General features: G+C 71.6%; 11 protein-coding genes. 9 read left to right on the plus strand and 2 right to left on the minus strand.

Annotated elements, in window-relative coordinates; genetic code table 11:
- Positions 1-16: 16 nt before the first annotated feature.
- Complete coding sequence (locus tag IM697_RS11865; RefSeq protein ID WP_228044627.1) at positions 17-811, plus strand: S1 family peptidase; 795 nt, start codon at positions 17-19, stop codon at positions 809-811.
- Positions 812-823: 12 nt separating this feature from the next.
- On the opposite strand, the gene IM697_RS11870 is transcribed toward IM697_RS11865, so the two are convergent.
- The gene (locus tag IM697_RS11870; RefSeq protein ID WP_194047352.1) at positions 824-2599 is read right to left on the minus strand and encodes a glycoside hydrolase family 35 protein; all 1776 of its coding nucleotides are present in this window, start codon (positions 2597-2599) and stop codon (positions 824-826) included.
- Between the two features lie 83 nt (positions 2600-2682).
- Between IM697_RS11870 and IM697_RS11875 the strand changes: the two genes are divergently transcribed.
- From IM697_RS11875 to IM697_RS11910, 8 genes are all read left to right on the plus strand, one after another.
- Entirely contained in the window at positions 2683-3570 is an 888-nt protein-coding gene (locus IM697_RS11875) for a helix-turn-helix domain-containing protein (protein WP_194047354.1), read from the plus strand.
- 23 nt (positions 3571-3593) lie between these two features.
- Positions 3594-3941 carry a chorismate mutase gene (locus IM697_RS11880; protein ID WP_194047356.1) on the plus strand — a complete coding sequence of 116 codons (348 nt, stop codon included), beginning with the start codon at positions 3594-3596 and terminating at the stop codon, positions 3939-3941.
- A 139-nt stretch (positions 3942-4080) separates the two neighbouring features.
- Positions 4081-4626 carry a response regulator gene (locus IM697_RS11885; RefSeq protein ID WP_194049679.1) on the plus strand — a complete coding sequence of 182 codons (546 nt, stop codon included), beginning with the start codon at positions 4081-4083 and terminating at the stop codon, positions 4624-4626.
- A gap of 102 nt (positions 4627-4728) precedes the next feature.
- Positions 4729-7233, plus strand: coding sequence for an aminopeptidase N (pepN, locus tag IM697_RS11890; RefSeq protein WP_194047358.1), 2505 nt, complete (start codon positions 4729-4731; stop codon positions 7231-7233).
- A gap of 190 nt (positions 7234-7423) precedes the next feature.
- The gene (locus IM697_RS11895; protein ID WP_194047360.1) at positions 7424-8857 is read left to right on the plus strand and encodes a pyridoxal phosphate-dependent decarboxylase family protein; all 1434 of its coding nucleotides are present in this window, start codon (positions 7424-7426) and stop codon (positions 8855-8857) included.
- Positions 8854-10386 carry a lysine N(6)-hydroxylase/L-ornithine N(5)-oxygenase family protein gene (locus IM697_RS11900; protein ID WP_194047362.1) on the plus strand — a complete coding sequence of 511 codons (1533 nt, stop codon included), beginning with the start codon at positions 8854-8856 and terminating at the stop codon, positions 10384-10386. The genes IM697_RS11895 and IM697_RS11900 overlap by 4 nt, the downstream gene beginning before the upstream one ends.
- Before the next feature lie 397 nt (positions 10387-10783).
- Positions 10784-12427 (plus strand): hypothetical protein, encoded by a 1644-nt coding sequence (locus IM697_RS11905; protein ID WP_265582715.1) that lies wholly within the window; start codon positions 10784-10786, stop codon positions 12425-12427.
- 4 nt (positions 12428-12431) lie between these two features.
- On the plus strand, positions 12432-12812 hold the full coding sequence (locus tag IM697_RS11910; RefSeq protein ID WP_194047364.1) for a hypothetical protein: 381 nt from the start codon (positions 12432-12434) through the stop codon (positions 12810-12812).
- 48 nt (positions 12813-12860) lie between these two features.
- Here the strand turns inward: IM697_RS11910 and IM697_RS11915 are convergent, their stop codons facing one another.
- Positions 12861-14669 carry a bifunctional metallophosphatase/5'-nucleotidase gene (locus IM697_RS11915; RefSeq protein WP_194047367.1) on the minus strand — a complete coding sequence of 603 codons (1809 nt, stop codon included), beginning with the start codon at positions 14667-14669 and terminating at the stop codon, positions 12861-12863.
- Positions 14670-14706 lie beyond the last annotated feature (37 nt).

Raw genomic sequence — 14706 nt, forward strand, 5'->3', positions numbered from 1 at the left:
CACGAAAGGACCCACGTTGAGCCATCACATATCCAGGAGAAGCGGCCTTTCCCTGGCGAAGAGAGCGGCGGCGGCCGGTGCGGTCGCACTCGCGGTCGCCTCCCTTCAGCCGGTCAGCGCGCAGGCCGCGTCCACCCGTGTCGTCGGGGGAACGGCTGCCGCGCAGAACGAGTTCCCGTTCATGGTCCATCTGTCCATGGGCTGCGGCGGGGCGCTCTACAAGAAGGACGTCGTACTCACCGCGGCCCACTGCCTGCCGGGCTCCGGCAACAACACCAGCATCACCGTCACCGCGGGTGTCAACGACCTCAACTCGTCCGCCGCGATCAAGGTCAAGTCGACCAAGGTCAAGGTGGCCCCGGGCTACGACGGCACCGGCAAGGACTGGGCGCTGATCAAGCTCGCCCGGCCCGTCGACAAGCCCACGCTGAAGATCGCCACCACGGGCCAGTACAACCGCGGCATGTTCACGATCGCCGGATGGGGAGACACCCGGGAGGGAGCCGGCACGGGCACGACCAAGCTCCGCAAGGCCACCGTTCCCTTCGTCGCCGACCGCGTGTGCAAGCGCCACTACGGCAGCCAACTGGTGTCGAAGGAGGAACTGTGCGCCGGCTGGCAGAGCGGCGGCATCGACACCTGCCAGGGCGACTCCGGCGGCCCCATGTTCCGCAAGGACGACGCGGGCAAGTGGATCCAGGTCGGCATCGTCAGCTGGGGCGACGGCTGCGCCCGCACCGGTGTGCCCGGCGTCTACACCGAGGTCAGCCACTTCGCGCGGGACATCGCCCGGGCGGCGTCCGCGCTGTAGGCGACCGGCATATCAGACGGCCCGGAGCACCGGGGCACCCGCCTCGCCGGACCCCCACCGGGCCGTCCCCTCCAGCTCCAGCACCCACACCTCGTTGCCGCCCTCCCGCAGCACCGGCCCCGGGACGTACAGCGAGCGCTGCGGGCCGGCCGACCAGTACCGGCCGAGAGCGAAGCCGTTGACCCACACGAACCCACGGGTCCAGCCCGGCAGCTCCAGCCGGGCGTCACCGGCACCCCGCACCGTGACGCCGCCCCGGTACAGCCCCGGTGCGCCCTCCTCCGGCAGCTCCCGCGACGGCACCGCCCGGACCACCCCGGCGTCGTCCAGCGCCTCCAGCCGCAGCCCACGCGCGCGTACGTCGTGCAGATACTGCCGTTCGTGCAGGAGGCCCCCGGTGATCCCCTTGGGCTCGCCCAGGCGCGGCCCGTAGTTGACCCTCCCCAGCGACTCCACCCACAGCTCCACGCGCGCGTACCCGGCGACGGGCTCCTTGAGGCAGGCGTCGTCCTCGGTGAGCACCCCGGCCCGCTCCCCGTCGACGTACACCACGGCGAGGTCCCGCAGCCCGCGCACCGTCAGCGGATACGGCTGCCGCGGCCCCGGCACGGTCACCTCGTACCGCACCAGTCCCCGCTCGACGCCCAGTTCCTCGAAGGTGGGCGGGACGGCGCCGGACGTCTCCGGCCCGCCCAGCGCCTCCAGTACCGCGTCCAGGGGCGCCCAGTCGGTCAGGGCCACCTCGGCCGGCGCGCTCAACGCGGCGGGCGCGGGCGGAACTTCGGGCAGGGGGCCGTCGGCGTACTCGGCGAGGACCTCGCGCAAGGCCCGGAACTTCTCGGTGGGGCGGCCGTACTCGTCGACCGGGGCGTCGTAGTCGTACGACGTCACATCGGGCTCCAGCGGGCCGTCGTGCAGAGCGCCGCCGCCCCGGTTGGCGCCCGCCCAGCCCGCGAAGCTCGTGCCGCCGTGCGCCATGTACAGGTTGACCGAGGCCCCGCACTCCAGGATCTCCCGCAGGGCCGCCGCCGCGTCGCCGGGATCCCGTACGGCATGCTCGCCGCCCCAGTGGTCGAACCAGCCGCACCAGAACTCCATGCACATCAGCGGGCCTGCGGGGCGGTGCCGGCGCAGTGTCTCGAACGCCGCGCGCGCGTGCGAGCCGAAGTTCACCGTCGCCAGGACGCCCGGGAGCGAGCCGCCGGAGAGCATGTGGTCCTCGGGGCCGTCCGAGGTGAACAGCGGCACGCTGACGCCGAGTTCGCGCAGCAACTCGGCCAGGCGGCGCAGATACTCCGCGTCCGAGCCGTAGCTGCCGTACTCGTTCTCGACCTGCACCATGATCACCGGTCCGCCGCGGTCGATCTGCCGGGGCACGATCTCGGGCAGCAGCCGTGCGAACCAGTCCGCCACGCGCCCCATATAGCGCTCGTCACGTGTACGCGCGCGTGCCCCCACCTCGGCCGTCACCCAGTGCGGCAGCCCGCCGTTCTCCCACTCGGCGCAGATGTACGGACCCGGCCGCACGATCGCCCACAGCCCCGCCTCCCGGACGGCGTCCAGGAAACGCCCGAGCGCGGCCACGTCCCGGACCTGCCCCGGCCGCGGCTCGTGGAGGTTCCACGGCACATACGTCTCCACGCAGTTGAGGCCCATCGCCCGCAGCATCGCCAGCCGGTGCCCCCACCGCGCCTCGTGCACCCGGAAGTAGTGCAGCGCGCCGGACAGCAGCCGCACCGGCCGGCCGTCCAGCAGGAAGTCTTCGTCCCCCACCGTGAACTCGCTCATGCGCCCCACCCTCGCCCCTGGCGCAGGTCAGGGTCCATGGACAAAGATCGGCGCTGCTTGGACCGAACAGAGGGGGTGCGCGGATGTACCACACCTGGATGCGCTTCTTCACGCCCGGCCCCGCCCACCACCGCCTCGGCCTCGTCTGCCTCGGCGTCGGCCTCCAGTACGGCGCGCTGCCCACCGTCGGACCCCGGGCCCTGGACCACCACGTCGCCGTCGTGATCAGCACCGGCGGCGGCTGGTACGCCGACCCCGACGGACGCCGCAGGACCGTCACCGCACCCGCCCTGCTGTGGCTCACCCCCGGCGTCCCGCACCACTACGCGCCCGACCCGGGCACCGGCTGGGACGAGGGCTTCGTCGACTTCGCCGGGCCCGCCACCGCCTCGTACACCGAACTCGGCTACATCGAGCCGGACCGCCCCGTCGTGCCCCTCTCCGACGCCTCAGGGCCGCGTGCCGTCATCGGCCGCATGGCCCGCGCCGCCCGCCGCGACAACCCCCTCCTGGAGGTCGAGACCGGCGCCGCCGTCCACGAACTCCTCGTCGCCCTGCGCCGCGCGCGTGCCGACCTCGCCCCGGACGGCGACCTCGTCCTCAAGGCCCTCGCCCGCGACGCCTGCCTCCCGCTGACCGTCGCCGACCACGCCGCCCGGCACGGCATGACCCCCGCCGAACTGCGCACGGCCGTCCGCAGGGGCGCCGGATGCAGCCCCAAGGACTATCTGCTCGGCATCCGCCTGGGCCGCGCCAAGGAACTCCTCGCCGCCACCGAACTCCCCGTGGCGGCCGTCGCCCGCCGCGTCGGCTACGACGACCCCGCCTACTTCTCCCGCCTGTTCACCCGCCGCGTCGGCATGGCCCCGGTCCGCTTCCGCGCCCAGCAGGGCCGCACCGTGCCCGGCGGCTGGAGCCACCAGGTCCCCGACCCCGACGACCCGCCCGTGATCGAACGGACGACCACCTGAGGCGCCCCGTAGGCTGAGCCCCCATGACCAGCAACACGTTCCCAGGCGAAGTCGACCCCGCCGTCCGTGAGGAGCTCGCCCGGCTGCGCGACAGCATCGACAACATCGACGCGGCCGTCGTCCACATGCTCGCCGAACGCTTCAAGTGCACCCAGCAGGTCGGCCACCTCAAGGCCCGGCACCAGCTCCCGCCCGCCGACCCCGCGCGCGAGGGCCGCCAGATCGCCCGGCTGCGCACCCTCGCCGAGAACGCCAAGCTCGACCCCGCCTTCGCCGAGAAGTTCCTCAACTTCATCATCGCCGAGGTGATCCGGCACCACGAGAGCATCGCCGAGGACACGGTCAACGGCGCTGCGCCCACGGCGAACTGACGCCCGTCGGCCCTCCCGGGGGAGTGACACGGCGGCCCGCGCGGGGCATGCTGCGCTGTGCACTCCATGTCAACTGACACGCACTCCCCGTCAGCGCCCGTACACACCCTGAATGTCCATGCGGGAGGGACGTCGGGCCATGCCGTCGGATGCCAAGATCCTCATCGTGGACGACCACGAGGAAACGCTGTACGCCCTGGAGAGCGCCCTGGCTCCGCTGGGCTACCGGCTCGCCCGTGCCACCAGCGGTGACGAGGCGCTCAAGCAGGTGCTGCGCGGCCAGGTCGGCCTGCTCCTCCTGGACGTCCGCATGCCCGGCGTCAGCGGACTGGACGTGGTCCGTTACCTGCGGCGCCTGGAACAGACCCAGAACATACCGGTCATCCTGCTCACCGGCTTCGACGCCGACCACGAACTGACCGCCACCGCCTTCGGACTCGGCGTCGCCGACCTGGTCATGAAGCCCACCGACCCCTGGGTGCTGCGTACCAAGGTCCGCTACCTGTACGACGCCTACCAGCGCCACCGCGCGCTGGAGGAGGAGGTCCGGGAACTGCGCGCCCTGGTCAAGGGCCCGGCCGGGACCGAGGAACCCCACCCGGGCCCGGCCCTGCCCCACCCGGACGCCCGCGTTCCGCCCCAGCGCGACAGCCCCGCCGCGACATCGCCCATCGACCGGACATGACGCCCATCGCGAACCGGACATGACGCCGGCTGAGAACCGGACATAGCTCGCGTAGTGATCCGGCTCTGTGCCTTGTCAGTGCCATCAGGCAGCATGTCCTGCATGTCCGTACTCACGCGCGACGAAGCGCAGACCCGTGCCCGGCTCCTCGACGTCCATCGCTACGCGATCGAACTCGATCTGACGACCGGGGACGAGACCTTCGACTCCCGTACCGTCATCGAGTTCACCGCGCGCGCCGACGCGGACACGTTCGTCGAGATCAAGCCCGCCGAGCTGCGCTCCGTCACGCTGGACGGACAACCCCTGGACCCGCAGACCCTGGACGGCGAGCGGCTGCCCCTGAAGAACCTCACCGCCGGTGAGCACGAACTGCGCGTCGACGCGGCCATGCGCTACTCCCGCACCGGCGAGGGCATGCACCGCTTCACCGACCCCACCGACGGCGAGACCTATCTCTACACCCAGCTCGGGATGGACCACTGCAAGCTGGTCTTCCCGGCTTTCGACCAGCCCGACCTCAAGGCCGTCTTCGACCTGTCCGTCACCGCCCCCGAGGGCTGGACCGTCCTCGCCAACGGCGTCACCGAGCACCTCGGCGACGGCCGCTGGCAGGCCGCGCCCACCCCGCTGATCTCCACCTACCTGGTCGCCCTCGCCGCCGGCCCCTGGCACTCGGTGCGCACCGAGCACCGCGGACTGCCCTTCGGCATCCACTGCCGCCGCTCCCTGGCCCCCTACCTGGACGCGGACGCCGACGAACTGCTCCAGGTCACCCGGCAGTGCTTCGACCGCTTCCACGAGAAGTTCGACGAGCCCTACCCCTTCGACTCCTACGACCAGGCGTTCGTCCCCGAGTTCAACGCCGGCGCCATGGAGAACCCCGGACTGGTCACCTTCCGCGACGAGTTCGTCTTCCGATCCGCCGTCACCGTCACCGAGCGGCAGACCCGTGCGATGGTCATCGCCCACGAGATGGCCCACATGTGGTTCGGCGACCTCGTCACCCTGCGCTGGTGGGACGACATCTGGCTGAACGAGTCCTTCGCCGAGTACATGGGCTACCAGATCTGCGCCGAGGCCACCCGCTTCGGCGACACCTGGGTCGACTTCGGCGTCGCCCGCAAGGCCTGGGGCTACGACGCCGACCAGCGCCCCTCCACCCACCCGGTGGCCCCCGAGAGCGTCGAGGACACCGCCTCCGCCATGCTCAACTTCGACGGCATCTCCTACGCCAAGGGCGCCTCCGCGCTGCGCCAGCTGGTGGCCTGGCTCGGCGAGAAGGACTTCCTCGCCGGCATCAACACCCACTTCGCCCGCCACCGGTTCGCCAACGCCACCCTGGCCGACTTCATCGACTCCCTCGCCACCGCCACCGAACGCGACGTCCACGCCTGGGCCGACACCTGGCTGCGCACCACCGGCGTCGACACCCTCACCGCGGCCGTCACGCCCGGCGACAACGGCACGTACACGCTCACCGTCGACCACTCGGGCAGCCGCCCGCACCGCATCGCCGTCGGCCTGTACGACCAGGACCTGGGCGACGACGAGGGCCATCTCACCCTGCGCGAACGCCTCGACCTCGACGTCCCGCAGAGCGCCCCGCAGCCCATCGGCAAGCGCCCGGCCCTGCTGCTGCTCAACGACGGCGACCTGACCTACGCCAAGGTCCGCTTCGACACCGGATCCTTCGCCACGGTCCAGGAGCGCCTGGCCGGACTGCCCGACCCGCTCACCCGCGCGGTCGTCTGGAACGCGCTGCGCGACGCCGTCCGCGACGGCGAACTGCCCGCCATCGCCTATCTGGAGACCGCCCGCACCCACCTTCCGCACGAGACCGACCTCGCCATCGTGCAGGGCGTCCTCGCCTTCGCCTCCGCCCAGGTCGCCGACCAGTACCTCCCCGCCGAGCAGCGGCCCGCCGCGCTGAGCACGCTCTCCGCCCTGTGCCGCGACCTGATCCGCCGCACCGAGGACGGCGACAACCCCGGCCTGCGCCTGATCGCGGTACGCCACTTCATCGGCGTCGCAGCCCACCCCGACACGATCGCCGCCTGGCTCGCCGACGGCACCGTGCCCGGCGGACCCGAGCTCGACCCCGAGCTGCGCTGGCGCGTCCTGGTCCGGCTCGCCGCGCTCGGCGCCGTCGACGAGGCCGCCATCGCCGCCGAGCTGGACCGCGACCCGAGCGCCTCCGGCCAGGAGGGCGCCGCCCGCTGCCGGGCCGCCCTGCCCGACGAGGACGCCAAGGCGAGGGCCTGGGAGGCCATGTTCGCCACCGACGAGGGCACCGACCTGTCCAACCACATGCTCACCGCGACCGCCCAGGGCTTCTGGCAGCCCGAACAGGCCGATCTCGTACGGCAGTACGTGCCGCGCTTCTACAAGGACGCGGTCGCCCTGGCCGCCCGCCGCGGCCCCGCCATCGCCGCCGCCGTCGGCCGCTTCGCCTTCCCGGTGTACGCCGTCGACCCCGACTCCCTGCGCCTGGGCGAGGAATGCCTGCGCGACGACGAGCCGATCCCGGCGCTGCGACGCAGGCTCGCCGACCAACTCGACGACCTGGCACGGGCGTTGAAGGTGCGAGAGGGTCAGCGGGTCTAGTACTTCCGAGGTAGGGGGCGCCGGTTCGTCCGGCCGCCCCTACTCCGCCGAACGCGGCACACGGCATCCGACACGCTTTCCCCGCACGAAAGTACCCCCTTTCGGGTTCCGCTCATTGGGCTTTTCGGGCGCCACCGTGCATCCGGGTACAAGCTGGAAGTCCCTCTTGCCCAGCGCCCGGGAGGACACGATGAGCACGCCGTCGCTCGCGTCAGGCCCTGAAGGTCCCCACGCCCTACGGCCGTTGCTCGACACCGTCCTGGACGCGCTCGACGAGGGCGCGCGGGCACGCGGGGGCCCGCTGCCCTCGGGCGGCCCGGCCGCGGTGGCCGCGCGCGTGCGGGCCGCGGTCGGGGACGTACTGCCGGACCAGGGCGATCCGAACGCCCTCCACACCGTCGTCCGGGCCCTGGCCGAGGCCGCCGCCGACCCCGCGGACCCCTTCTGCACCGCCCATCTCCACTGCCCGCCCCTCGCCCTCGCGACCGCCGCCGACCTGGCCGTCTCGGCCCTCAACCCGTCGCTGGACTCCTGGGACCAGGCGCCGGGCGCCTCGGAGCTGGAGGCGCTGGTGACGGGGGCGCTCGCGCGGGAGGTGTTCGGCGACACGGGGGCGCTCGTGCGGGAGGTCTTCGGTGGCGGGGGAGGGGCGCACCGGGGCAGCGCACTGCGGCGATCCCCCGCCGCCCTGATCACCACCGGCGGCACCGAATCCAACCAACTCGCCCTTCTCCTCGCCCGGGAGGCGCACGGCGCCGGCGTCCGCCTCGTCCTCGGGGCCAACGCGCACCACTCGCTGCCCCGCGCCGCCTGGCTGCTGGGACTGGCCGAGCCCGTCGTCGTGCCCGCCCCGGCCGGTGCCCTCGACCCCGCCGCACTGGACGAGGCCCTCACCGAGCTGGCCGGACCGCACCTCGTCGTCGCCACCGCCGGTACCACCGACGCCGGGATCGTCGACCCGCTCCCCGAGATCGCGGCCCTGTGCTCGGCCCACGGCGCCCGGCTCCACGTGGACGCCGCCTACGGCGCGGGCCTGCTCTTCAGCGGCCGGTACCGCGACCGGCTGACCGGCCTCGACGCCGCCGACACCGTCACCCTCGACCTGCACAAACTGGGCTGGCAGCCCGTCGCCGCCGGCCTCCTCGCCGTCCGCGACCCGGGCGACCTGGCCGTGCTGCACCACCGCGCCGACTACCTCAACGCCGACGACGACACCGAGGCGGGCCTGCCCGACCTGCTCGGCCGCTCCCTGCGCACCAGCCGCAGACCCGATGTCCTCAAGATCGCCGTCACCCTCAAGACCCTCGGCCGCAGCGGCCTCGGCCGACTGGTCGAGCAAGTCTGCGACGGGGCCTGCGAGTTCGCCGCCCTCGTCCAAGACCACCCCGGCTTCGAGCTCTACGACCGGCCCACCCTCAGCACGGTCCTGTTCCGGCCCGCACACGCCGCCGACGACACCGTCGCCGCCGTACGCCGAAGGCTCCTCACCGACGGCCGCGCCGTACTCGGCCGGGCCCGGATAGACGGGCGCCTGTGGCTGAAGGCCACCCTCCTCAACCCCCGCACGCGCCCGGACGACCTGGCCGCCCTCCTGAAACTGGTGGAAGGAAACACCCCCGGATGAGCCCCAAGACGACCCCCCACCCAGGCCCCGACGCGAACCCCCGGCCGCCCCGGACCCCGTCCACGCAGCACCCCGACCCGCGGGGCAAGAACCCCGACCCGCGGGGCAAGAACCCCGGCACCCGAGGCCAGAACCCCGACACCCCCCGAGACCTCGTCGGCATCGGCGTCGGCCCCTTCAACCTCTCCCTGGCCGCCCTCGCCCACCCGCTCGCCGAACTCGACGCCGTCTTCTACGAACAGCGCTCCGCCTTCTCCTGGCACCCGGGGCTGCTCATCGAAGGCTCCCGCGTCCAAGTCCCCTTCCTCGCCGACCTGGTGACACTCGCCGACCCCGCCAGCCCCTGGTCGTTCCTCAACTTCCTCAAGGCCCGCGACCGGCTCTTCCCGTTCTACTTCTCCGAGCGCTTCCACATCCAGCGCGCCGAGTACGACGCCTACTGCCGCTGGGTCTGCGAGAACCTCGGCGCACTGCGCTTCGGCCACCAGGTCGACGCGGTCCGCTTCAACCCCGAACGCGACGTCTTCGAGGTCGACTTCACCCGCATCGCCCCCGACGGGGAGGCGGAGGCGCTGGGGCGTACCTACACGAAGAACATCGCCCTCGGCATCGGCACCGAGCCCCACGTCCCCGACCCGCTGCGGCCCCTCGTCGACGCGCCCAACGTCCCGGTGATCCACGCCGCCGACTATCTCGACCACCGCGAGACCCTGCTCGCCGCCGAGCACATCACCGTCATCGGCTCCGGGCAGTCGGGCGCCGAGATCTTCCTGGACCTGCTCCGACACCGCCCCACCGGGCGCGAGAAACTGCACTGGCTCGGCCGCAGCGCGGCCTTCGCGCCCATGGAGTACTCCAAGCTCGGCCTGGAGCACTTCACCCCCGACTACACCCGCTACTTCCAGGCCCTCGCCGAACCGGTCCGCGACCAGCTCGTCGCCTCCCAGTGGCAGCTCCACAAGGGCATCGACGCCGCCACCCTCGCCGCCATCCACGACGAGCTCTACCGCCGCACCCTGCACGGCGGCTGGCCCGACACGATCCTCACCCCGGGCGTCCGGGTCCGCACCGCCGGCCGGATCGCCACCACCAGGGTGGAGCTCCATCTGGAGCACATCCACCAGAACACCCGCTCGCGCATGACCACCGACGCCGTCGTCCTGGCCACCGGCTACCGCGAGCGCTCCCTCGACCGCCTCCTCGCCGGCCTCGACCCCTACATGCGCCGCGACAGCCGGGAACGCCCCCGCGTCGACGACCGCTACCGGCTGGTCCTGGACCCGGCCGTCTCCGGCGCCGGCTGCCATGTCTACGTCCAGAACGCCGAGCGCCACACCCACGGCGTCGGCGCCCCCGACCTCGGCCTCGCGGCCTGGCGCAGCGCCTGCATCATCAACTCCCTGACCGCGAAGGAGACCTACCCGCTTCCCAGCCGTACGGCCTTCACCACCTTCGGCCTCGAACAGCGGCCGCGGATCCCCGCCGCACGCCAGGCACCGGTCCTCACCCCGCTGGTCGAGAGGTGGTAGGACCGCCGCCCGGCTCAACCCCTGCGGACACCTGTGCGATCCGGGTGAAGAATCATGGAAGGGGACGCGGAAAACCCCTCGTGAATATCCCGGGTCTCTCCCCTCCGCCGGGGCACGCTGCTATCTTCCGCTACATGTCGCGGCGACGGGGGCGAGCGATCTGTTTTCCGGCGGAAGATCAGTTCTTTCGCTCAGCGATCCACTTATGGCGCCGCCCCGCGTACCCGCGCCCTGACGTCGCCGGACACTCCCCGGGTCCCGGATTTCTCCCGGACGCGCGGCACCGCCTTTTCCTCGACGGCCATTCGGTCACCGAAATGGCTGACATCGACCGCATTACGCCGCCGCTTTTCGAACTCGCACGCTGCCGCATCGAAATGAGAGGAGGCGCACACCCATGACCACACCCCACCCGACGGAGGGCCCGAACCCATCGCCGTCCATCCCGTCCCAGTCCGCCTCGCCCGGATCCACCCCGTCCCCGCCCCCCATCCCCGCCGCGCCCCCGCAGCCTCCCGCCGACCGCCCCCGCACCGCCCCCGCACCACCGTCCCCCGCCGACACCCCCGAGCCGGCCCCGAGCACCCGCTTCGCCCCCGACATCACCCGGTACCTGTGCACCGCCGTCCACACCGACACCAAGTTCGCCCGCCGGGCCGTCGAGCAGATCGTGGAAGAGCCGCGCCGCGCGGTCGCCTCGTCGCCGGGCGTCGACCTCGGCTGCGTACTGCGGCACGCGCTGGCGGCCCGCCGCCGCCAGGTGGTCCGGGACGTCCTGCTCGCCGTGCTGCTCCTGATCGTGGTGATCATGCTGCCGATGGACTTCGGCACCGCCGTCGTCCTGGGCTGGCTCGTGGCGTGGATCATCGTCGCCGTCGAATCGCTGTCGGTGCACTACGGCGTCGTCGCCAAACAACTCGGCCGGCGGAACTTCGACCCGGCGCGGGCCCCGGAGCCGGTCGGCTCCGAGCACCGGCGGCGCATCCAGGAGATCGAGAAGCGCGACCGGGGCAACGTCGTCGTCTCCTCGCTCTACGCCCCCTTCGTCGGGTACGGGACGACCACGAGCACCTGGTCGTTCGCCCTCGACACCGCGCGCCCCGAAGAGGGCGAGGAAGTCGTGCCCTTCACCGTGCACGAGCTCAACGACCACCTCGCCGACCGGGTCGGGGAGCTGAAGCTGCCCGGCGTCCACGTCGAGAACCTGCTGCTGGTCAACGGCAAGGACCTGCAGTACGAGGTGGACGACCGGACCCGCTCCGAACTGCTGCCGGACCCCGCCGGACCACCCAGCGCGCGCGTCTCCCCGGACCTCCTGCACGAGCTGCGCGAGGACGGCAAGGGCCGCGCCCGCCCCTATCTGGCGATCCGGGTCACCGGCTGGAGCGGTGAACTGGCCATCACCTTCTTCCTGCGGTTCGCGCTGCTGTCCGACCGCAAGATGCTCTTCATCGAGGGCAGCAGCTCCCTCCTCGCCCCCGTGCGCGAGCGCTACCGCATCTCGGACCAGCTGCTGGACTCTCCGACCTTCCGCCAGTGGTGGACCCTGGTGAGCCAGGCGGGCCTGCGCGCGCCGCTGCTGCTGGTCGGCTCCCCCTTCTCCGTCGCCGCGGGCCTGTTCGGTCCGTTCACCCAGCACGGCAAGCAACGCCGTCAGGCGCAGGAGATCCGCCACCGCACCTTCAACTACGGGGCGTCCTTCAGCATCAGAGACGCCGCAAGCGACCAGATGTACTACCGCTACTTCCAGCAACTCGACCGCGAGCTGTACGCCAAGACGGTCGAACACCGGGTCCTGGACGCCCTGGTGGAGTTCCTGGAGGACCACAACATCGACACCAACGAACTGATCCAACGCCAGACCACCATCAACAACACCGGCTTGTACGCGGGCGGCGACGTCACGGTCACCGGTTCCGCCGTCGGCGTCGGCGGCAGCGTCGCCGGAGTCTTCCGGCGCGGCCAGACCACGGGCGGCCCGGGGCAACCGGCGTCGGCCGCTCCACCGGCGGCGGCCCCGCCCGCGAACCGAGGAAGGTGACGACATGTCTGCACCCGGTGCCGGGAACAACAGCGGCATCCAGGCCGGCGGCGACATCCGCATCGACGGCAGCGCGGTCGCCGTCAACCGCTCGACCGCGACCAACGAGAGCGCCGCCGAGCCCGACCGCGAGGCCGCCATCGCCGAACTGCGCGCCGCGGCACGGCTGCTGCTCGAGCAACTGCGCGCCAACCAGGACCAGTACGAGGACGGCGACGACCTCGTCCACGCGGCCGAACAGGTCGAGGCGGAACTCACCCGGGACGAGCCGCGCCGCAACACCCTGCTGCGCTGGCTCGGCTTCATCGGCCCCGGCGTGGCGGCCACGGCCGCCGTCGCCGGCGATGTGGCGGCCATTCAGGACAGCGTGACAAGCCTGTTCTGAGGCGGGATGCGGGCCGGCGGAGCTGCCGCCGGCCCGCACCGTCCGGCGCTAGAAGACAGGCGTACCGTCCCGCGTCAGCTTCCAGTCCACCGACGCGAAGTCCTTCGGGTCCAGCACACCCTTCGCGGTCACCCACTCCGCGATCCGGGTACGGATCTCCGTCGACTCCGACCACAGCTCCTGAGCCGACGCCACATGCGGGAACGCGCCGCCACCGTTGGCGCGGTAGTTGTTCACCGCGAACACGAACTTCTGCGCGTCGTCGAGAGCCGCACCGTCGTAGGCCAGGTTCTTGATCCGCGAACCCGCCGCCTGCGCGATGTCGATCTCGTACGACAGCCCGGACACGTAGTCGTAGTTGTAGTCCGGACGGTTGCCCGCGTTGGTCAGCCTGTCCACGTCGACGGCCGCGTCGGCGGCGGTCTGCACGAAGTACTCGGCCGAGTACTCCAGGTACGCCTTGATCTGCGCGCCCGTCATCAGCTTCGCGACCAGCGTGTTGTCGTACACGTACAGGCTCGACAGATCCCGGATCGTCACCTCGCCGGCCGGGATCTGAGAGGTGCGCGAGAACGGGGACGCCTGCGCGATGACGGGCAGCGAGGCGTACTCCGTGTCCGCCAGCGCCGCCCTCGCGACATCCTCCTGGACCTTGGTGATCAGGTCGATGATCGGGGCGTCCTTGTAGCGGGCCTCGACCGTGGTCAGCGTCGCGGTCGCGGTGCCGACGACCTGGTTGACGTACGCGACGACCTTCTCGTGCTCGTCCGTCAGCAGCTTGGTGATCTTCGGGTCGTCGGCGACCGTGTTGGAGTTGAGCACCGACGCGGCGACCTTCTCGACCGACCAGCGCCCCTTCTCGAACGCCAGCTCGATGTCGAACAGCGACAGCCGCTCCGCGTAGGCCAGCGGCTCCGACAGCACGACCGTCCTGCCGGTCTTGGCGTTGGTGACCTTCAGCTCCGGGATCTCCACATGCGCGTGGCCGACCAGGATCGCGTCGATGTCCGGCACCTGCTGCGCCACCAGCGCCGCCGAGTTCTCGATGTACGGCAGCTGGTCACCGTAGGACGACGTGCCCGAGGAACCGGAGTGCGCCGAGACGATCACCACGTCCGCGCCCATCGCCTTCAGCTTCGGCACCCACTTCGCCGCCTGCTCTTCCAGACCGGGGAAGGTCAGCTTGCCCTGCACATAGGCCTTGTCCCAGATCGCGATGCCCGGGTTGGTCAGACCGAGGACGGCGACCTTCACCGGCGGGGCGCCCGGCACGCGGAACCTCTTGATGAAGTACGGCGGAAAGGCCGGCTTCAGCGTCTTCGCGTCCAGCGCGTTCGCACCCAGCAGCGGGAAGTCGCACTGCTCCTCGAACTTGCGCAGCGTCTCGATGCCGTAGTTGAACTCGTGGTTGCCGAGCGCCACCGCGTCGAAGCCGATGGCGTTCATCGCCTGCGCCATCGGATGCACCGGGCCACCCTGGGCGGTGATCGGGTCCACCTTGGCGTAGTAGTACGTCAGCGGGGTGCCCTGGATGGTGTCGCCCGCGTCGATCAGCAGCGTGTTGCGCCGGCCCCGCTCCTCGCGGACCTGGTTCACCAGCGTCGACACCCGCGCGAGACCCTGCGCGTTGCCCTTGGCGTCGGTGTACTCGGCGTCCTTGAAGTAGTCCCAGTTGAAGATGTGACCGTGCAGATCGGTGGTGCCCATCACGGTCAGCGAGTACCGCTTGGCGCACTTCTTCGTCGTCGTCGTGGCCTCCTCCGCTGCCTGCGCCGTAGGAGCCGCCGCCCCGGCGAGCGCCACCCCCGCTCCGGTCACGGCGGACTTCTTCAGGAACTTCCGGCGGTTCAACGGCATGAGTGCTTCTCCCGGGCAATGATCAACAACGCGCATG

It is taken from the genome of Streptomyces ferrugineus (assembly GCF_015160855.1).
Taxonomy (GTDB): Bacteria; Actinomycetota; Actinomycetes; order Streptomycetales; family Streptomycetaceae; genus Streptomyces; species Streptomyces ferrugineus.

Bases quoted from the DNA above. Each gene is read 5' to 3' on its own strand.
- IM697_RS11915 (WP_194047367.1), bottom strand. From the start codon at position 14,669: ATGCCGTTGAACCGCCGGAAGTTCCTGAAGAAGTCCGCCGTGACCGGA.
- IM697_RS11870 (WP_194047352.1), bottom strand. From the start codon at position 2,599: ATGAGCGAGTTCACGGTGGGGGACGAAGACTTCCTGCTGGACGGCCGG.
- pepN (WP_194047358.1), top strand. From the start codon at position 4,729: ATGTCCGTACTCACGCGCGACGAAGCGCAGACCCGTGCCCGGCTCCTC.
- IM697_RS11895 (WP_194047360.1), top strand. From the start codon at position 7,424: ATGAGCACGCCGTCGCTCGCGTCAGGCCCTGAAGGTCCCCACGCCCTA.
- IM697_RS11875 (WP_194047354.1), top strand. From the start codon at position 2,683: ATGTACCACACCTGGATGCGCTTCTTCACGCCCGGCCCCGCCCACCAC.
- IM697_RS11885 (WP_194049679.1), top strand. From the start codon at position 4,081: ATGCCGTCGGATGCCAAGATCCTCATCGTGGACGACCACGAGGAAACG.
- IM697_RS11900 (WP_194047362.1), top strand. From the start codon at position 8,854: ATGAGCCCCAAGACGACCCCCCACCCAGGCCCCGACGCGAACCCCCGG.
- IM697_RS11905 (WP_265582715.1), top strand. From the start codon at position 10,784: ATGACCACACCCCACCCGACGGAGGGCCCGAACCCATCGCCGTCCATC.
- IM697_RS11910 (WP_194047364.1), top strand. From the start codon at position 12,432: ATGTCTGCACCCGGTGCCGGGAACAACAGCGGCATCCAGGCCGGCGGC.
- IM697_RS11880 (WP_194047356.1), top strand. From the start codon at position 3,594: ATGACCAGCAACACGTTCCCAGGCGAAGTCGACCCCGCCGTCCGTGAG.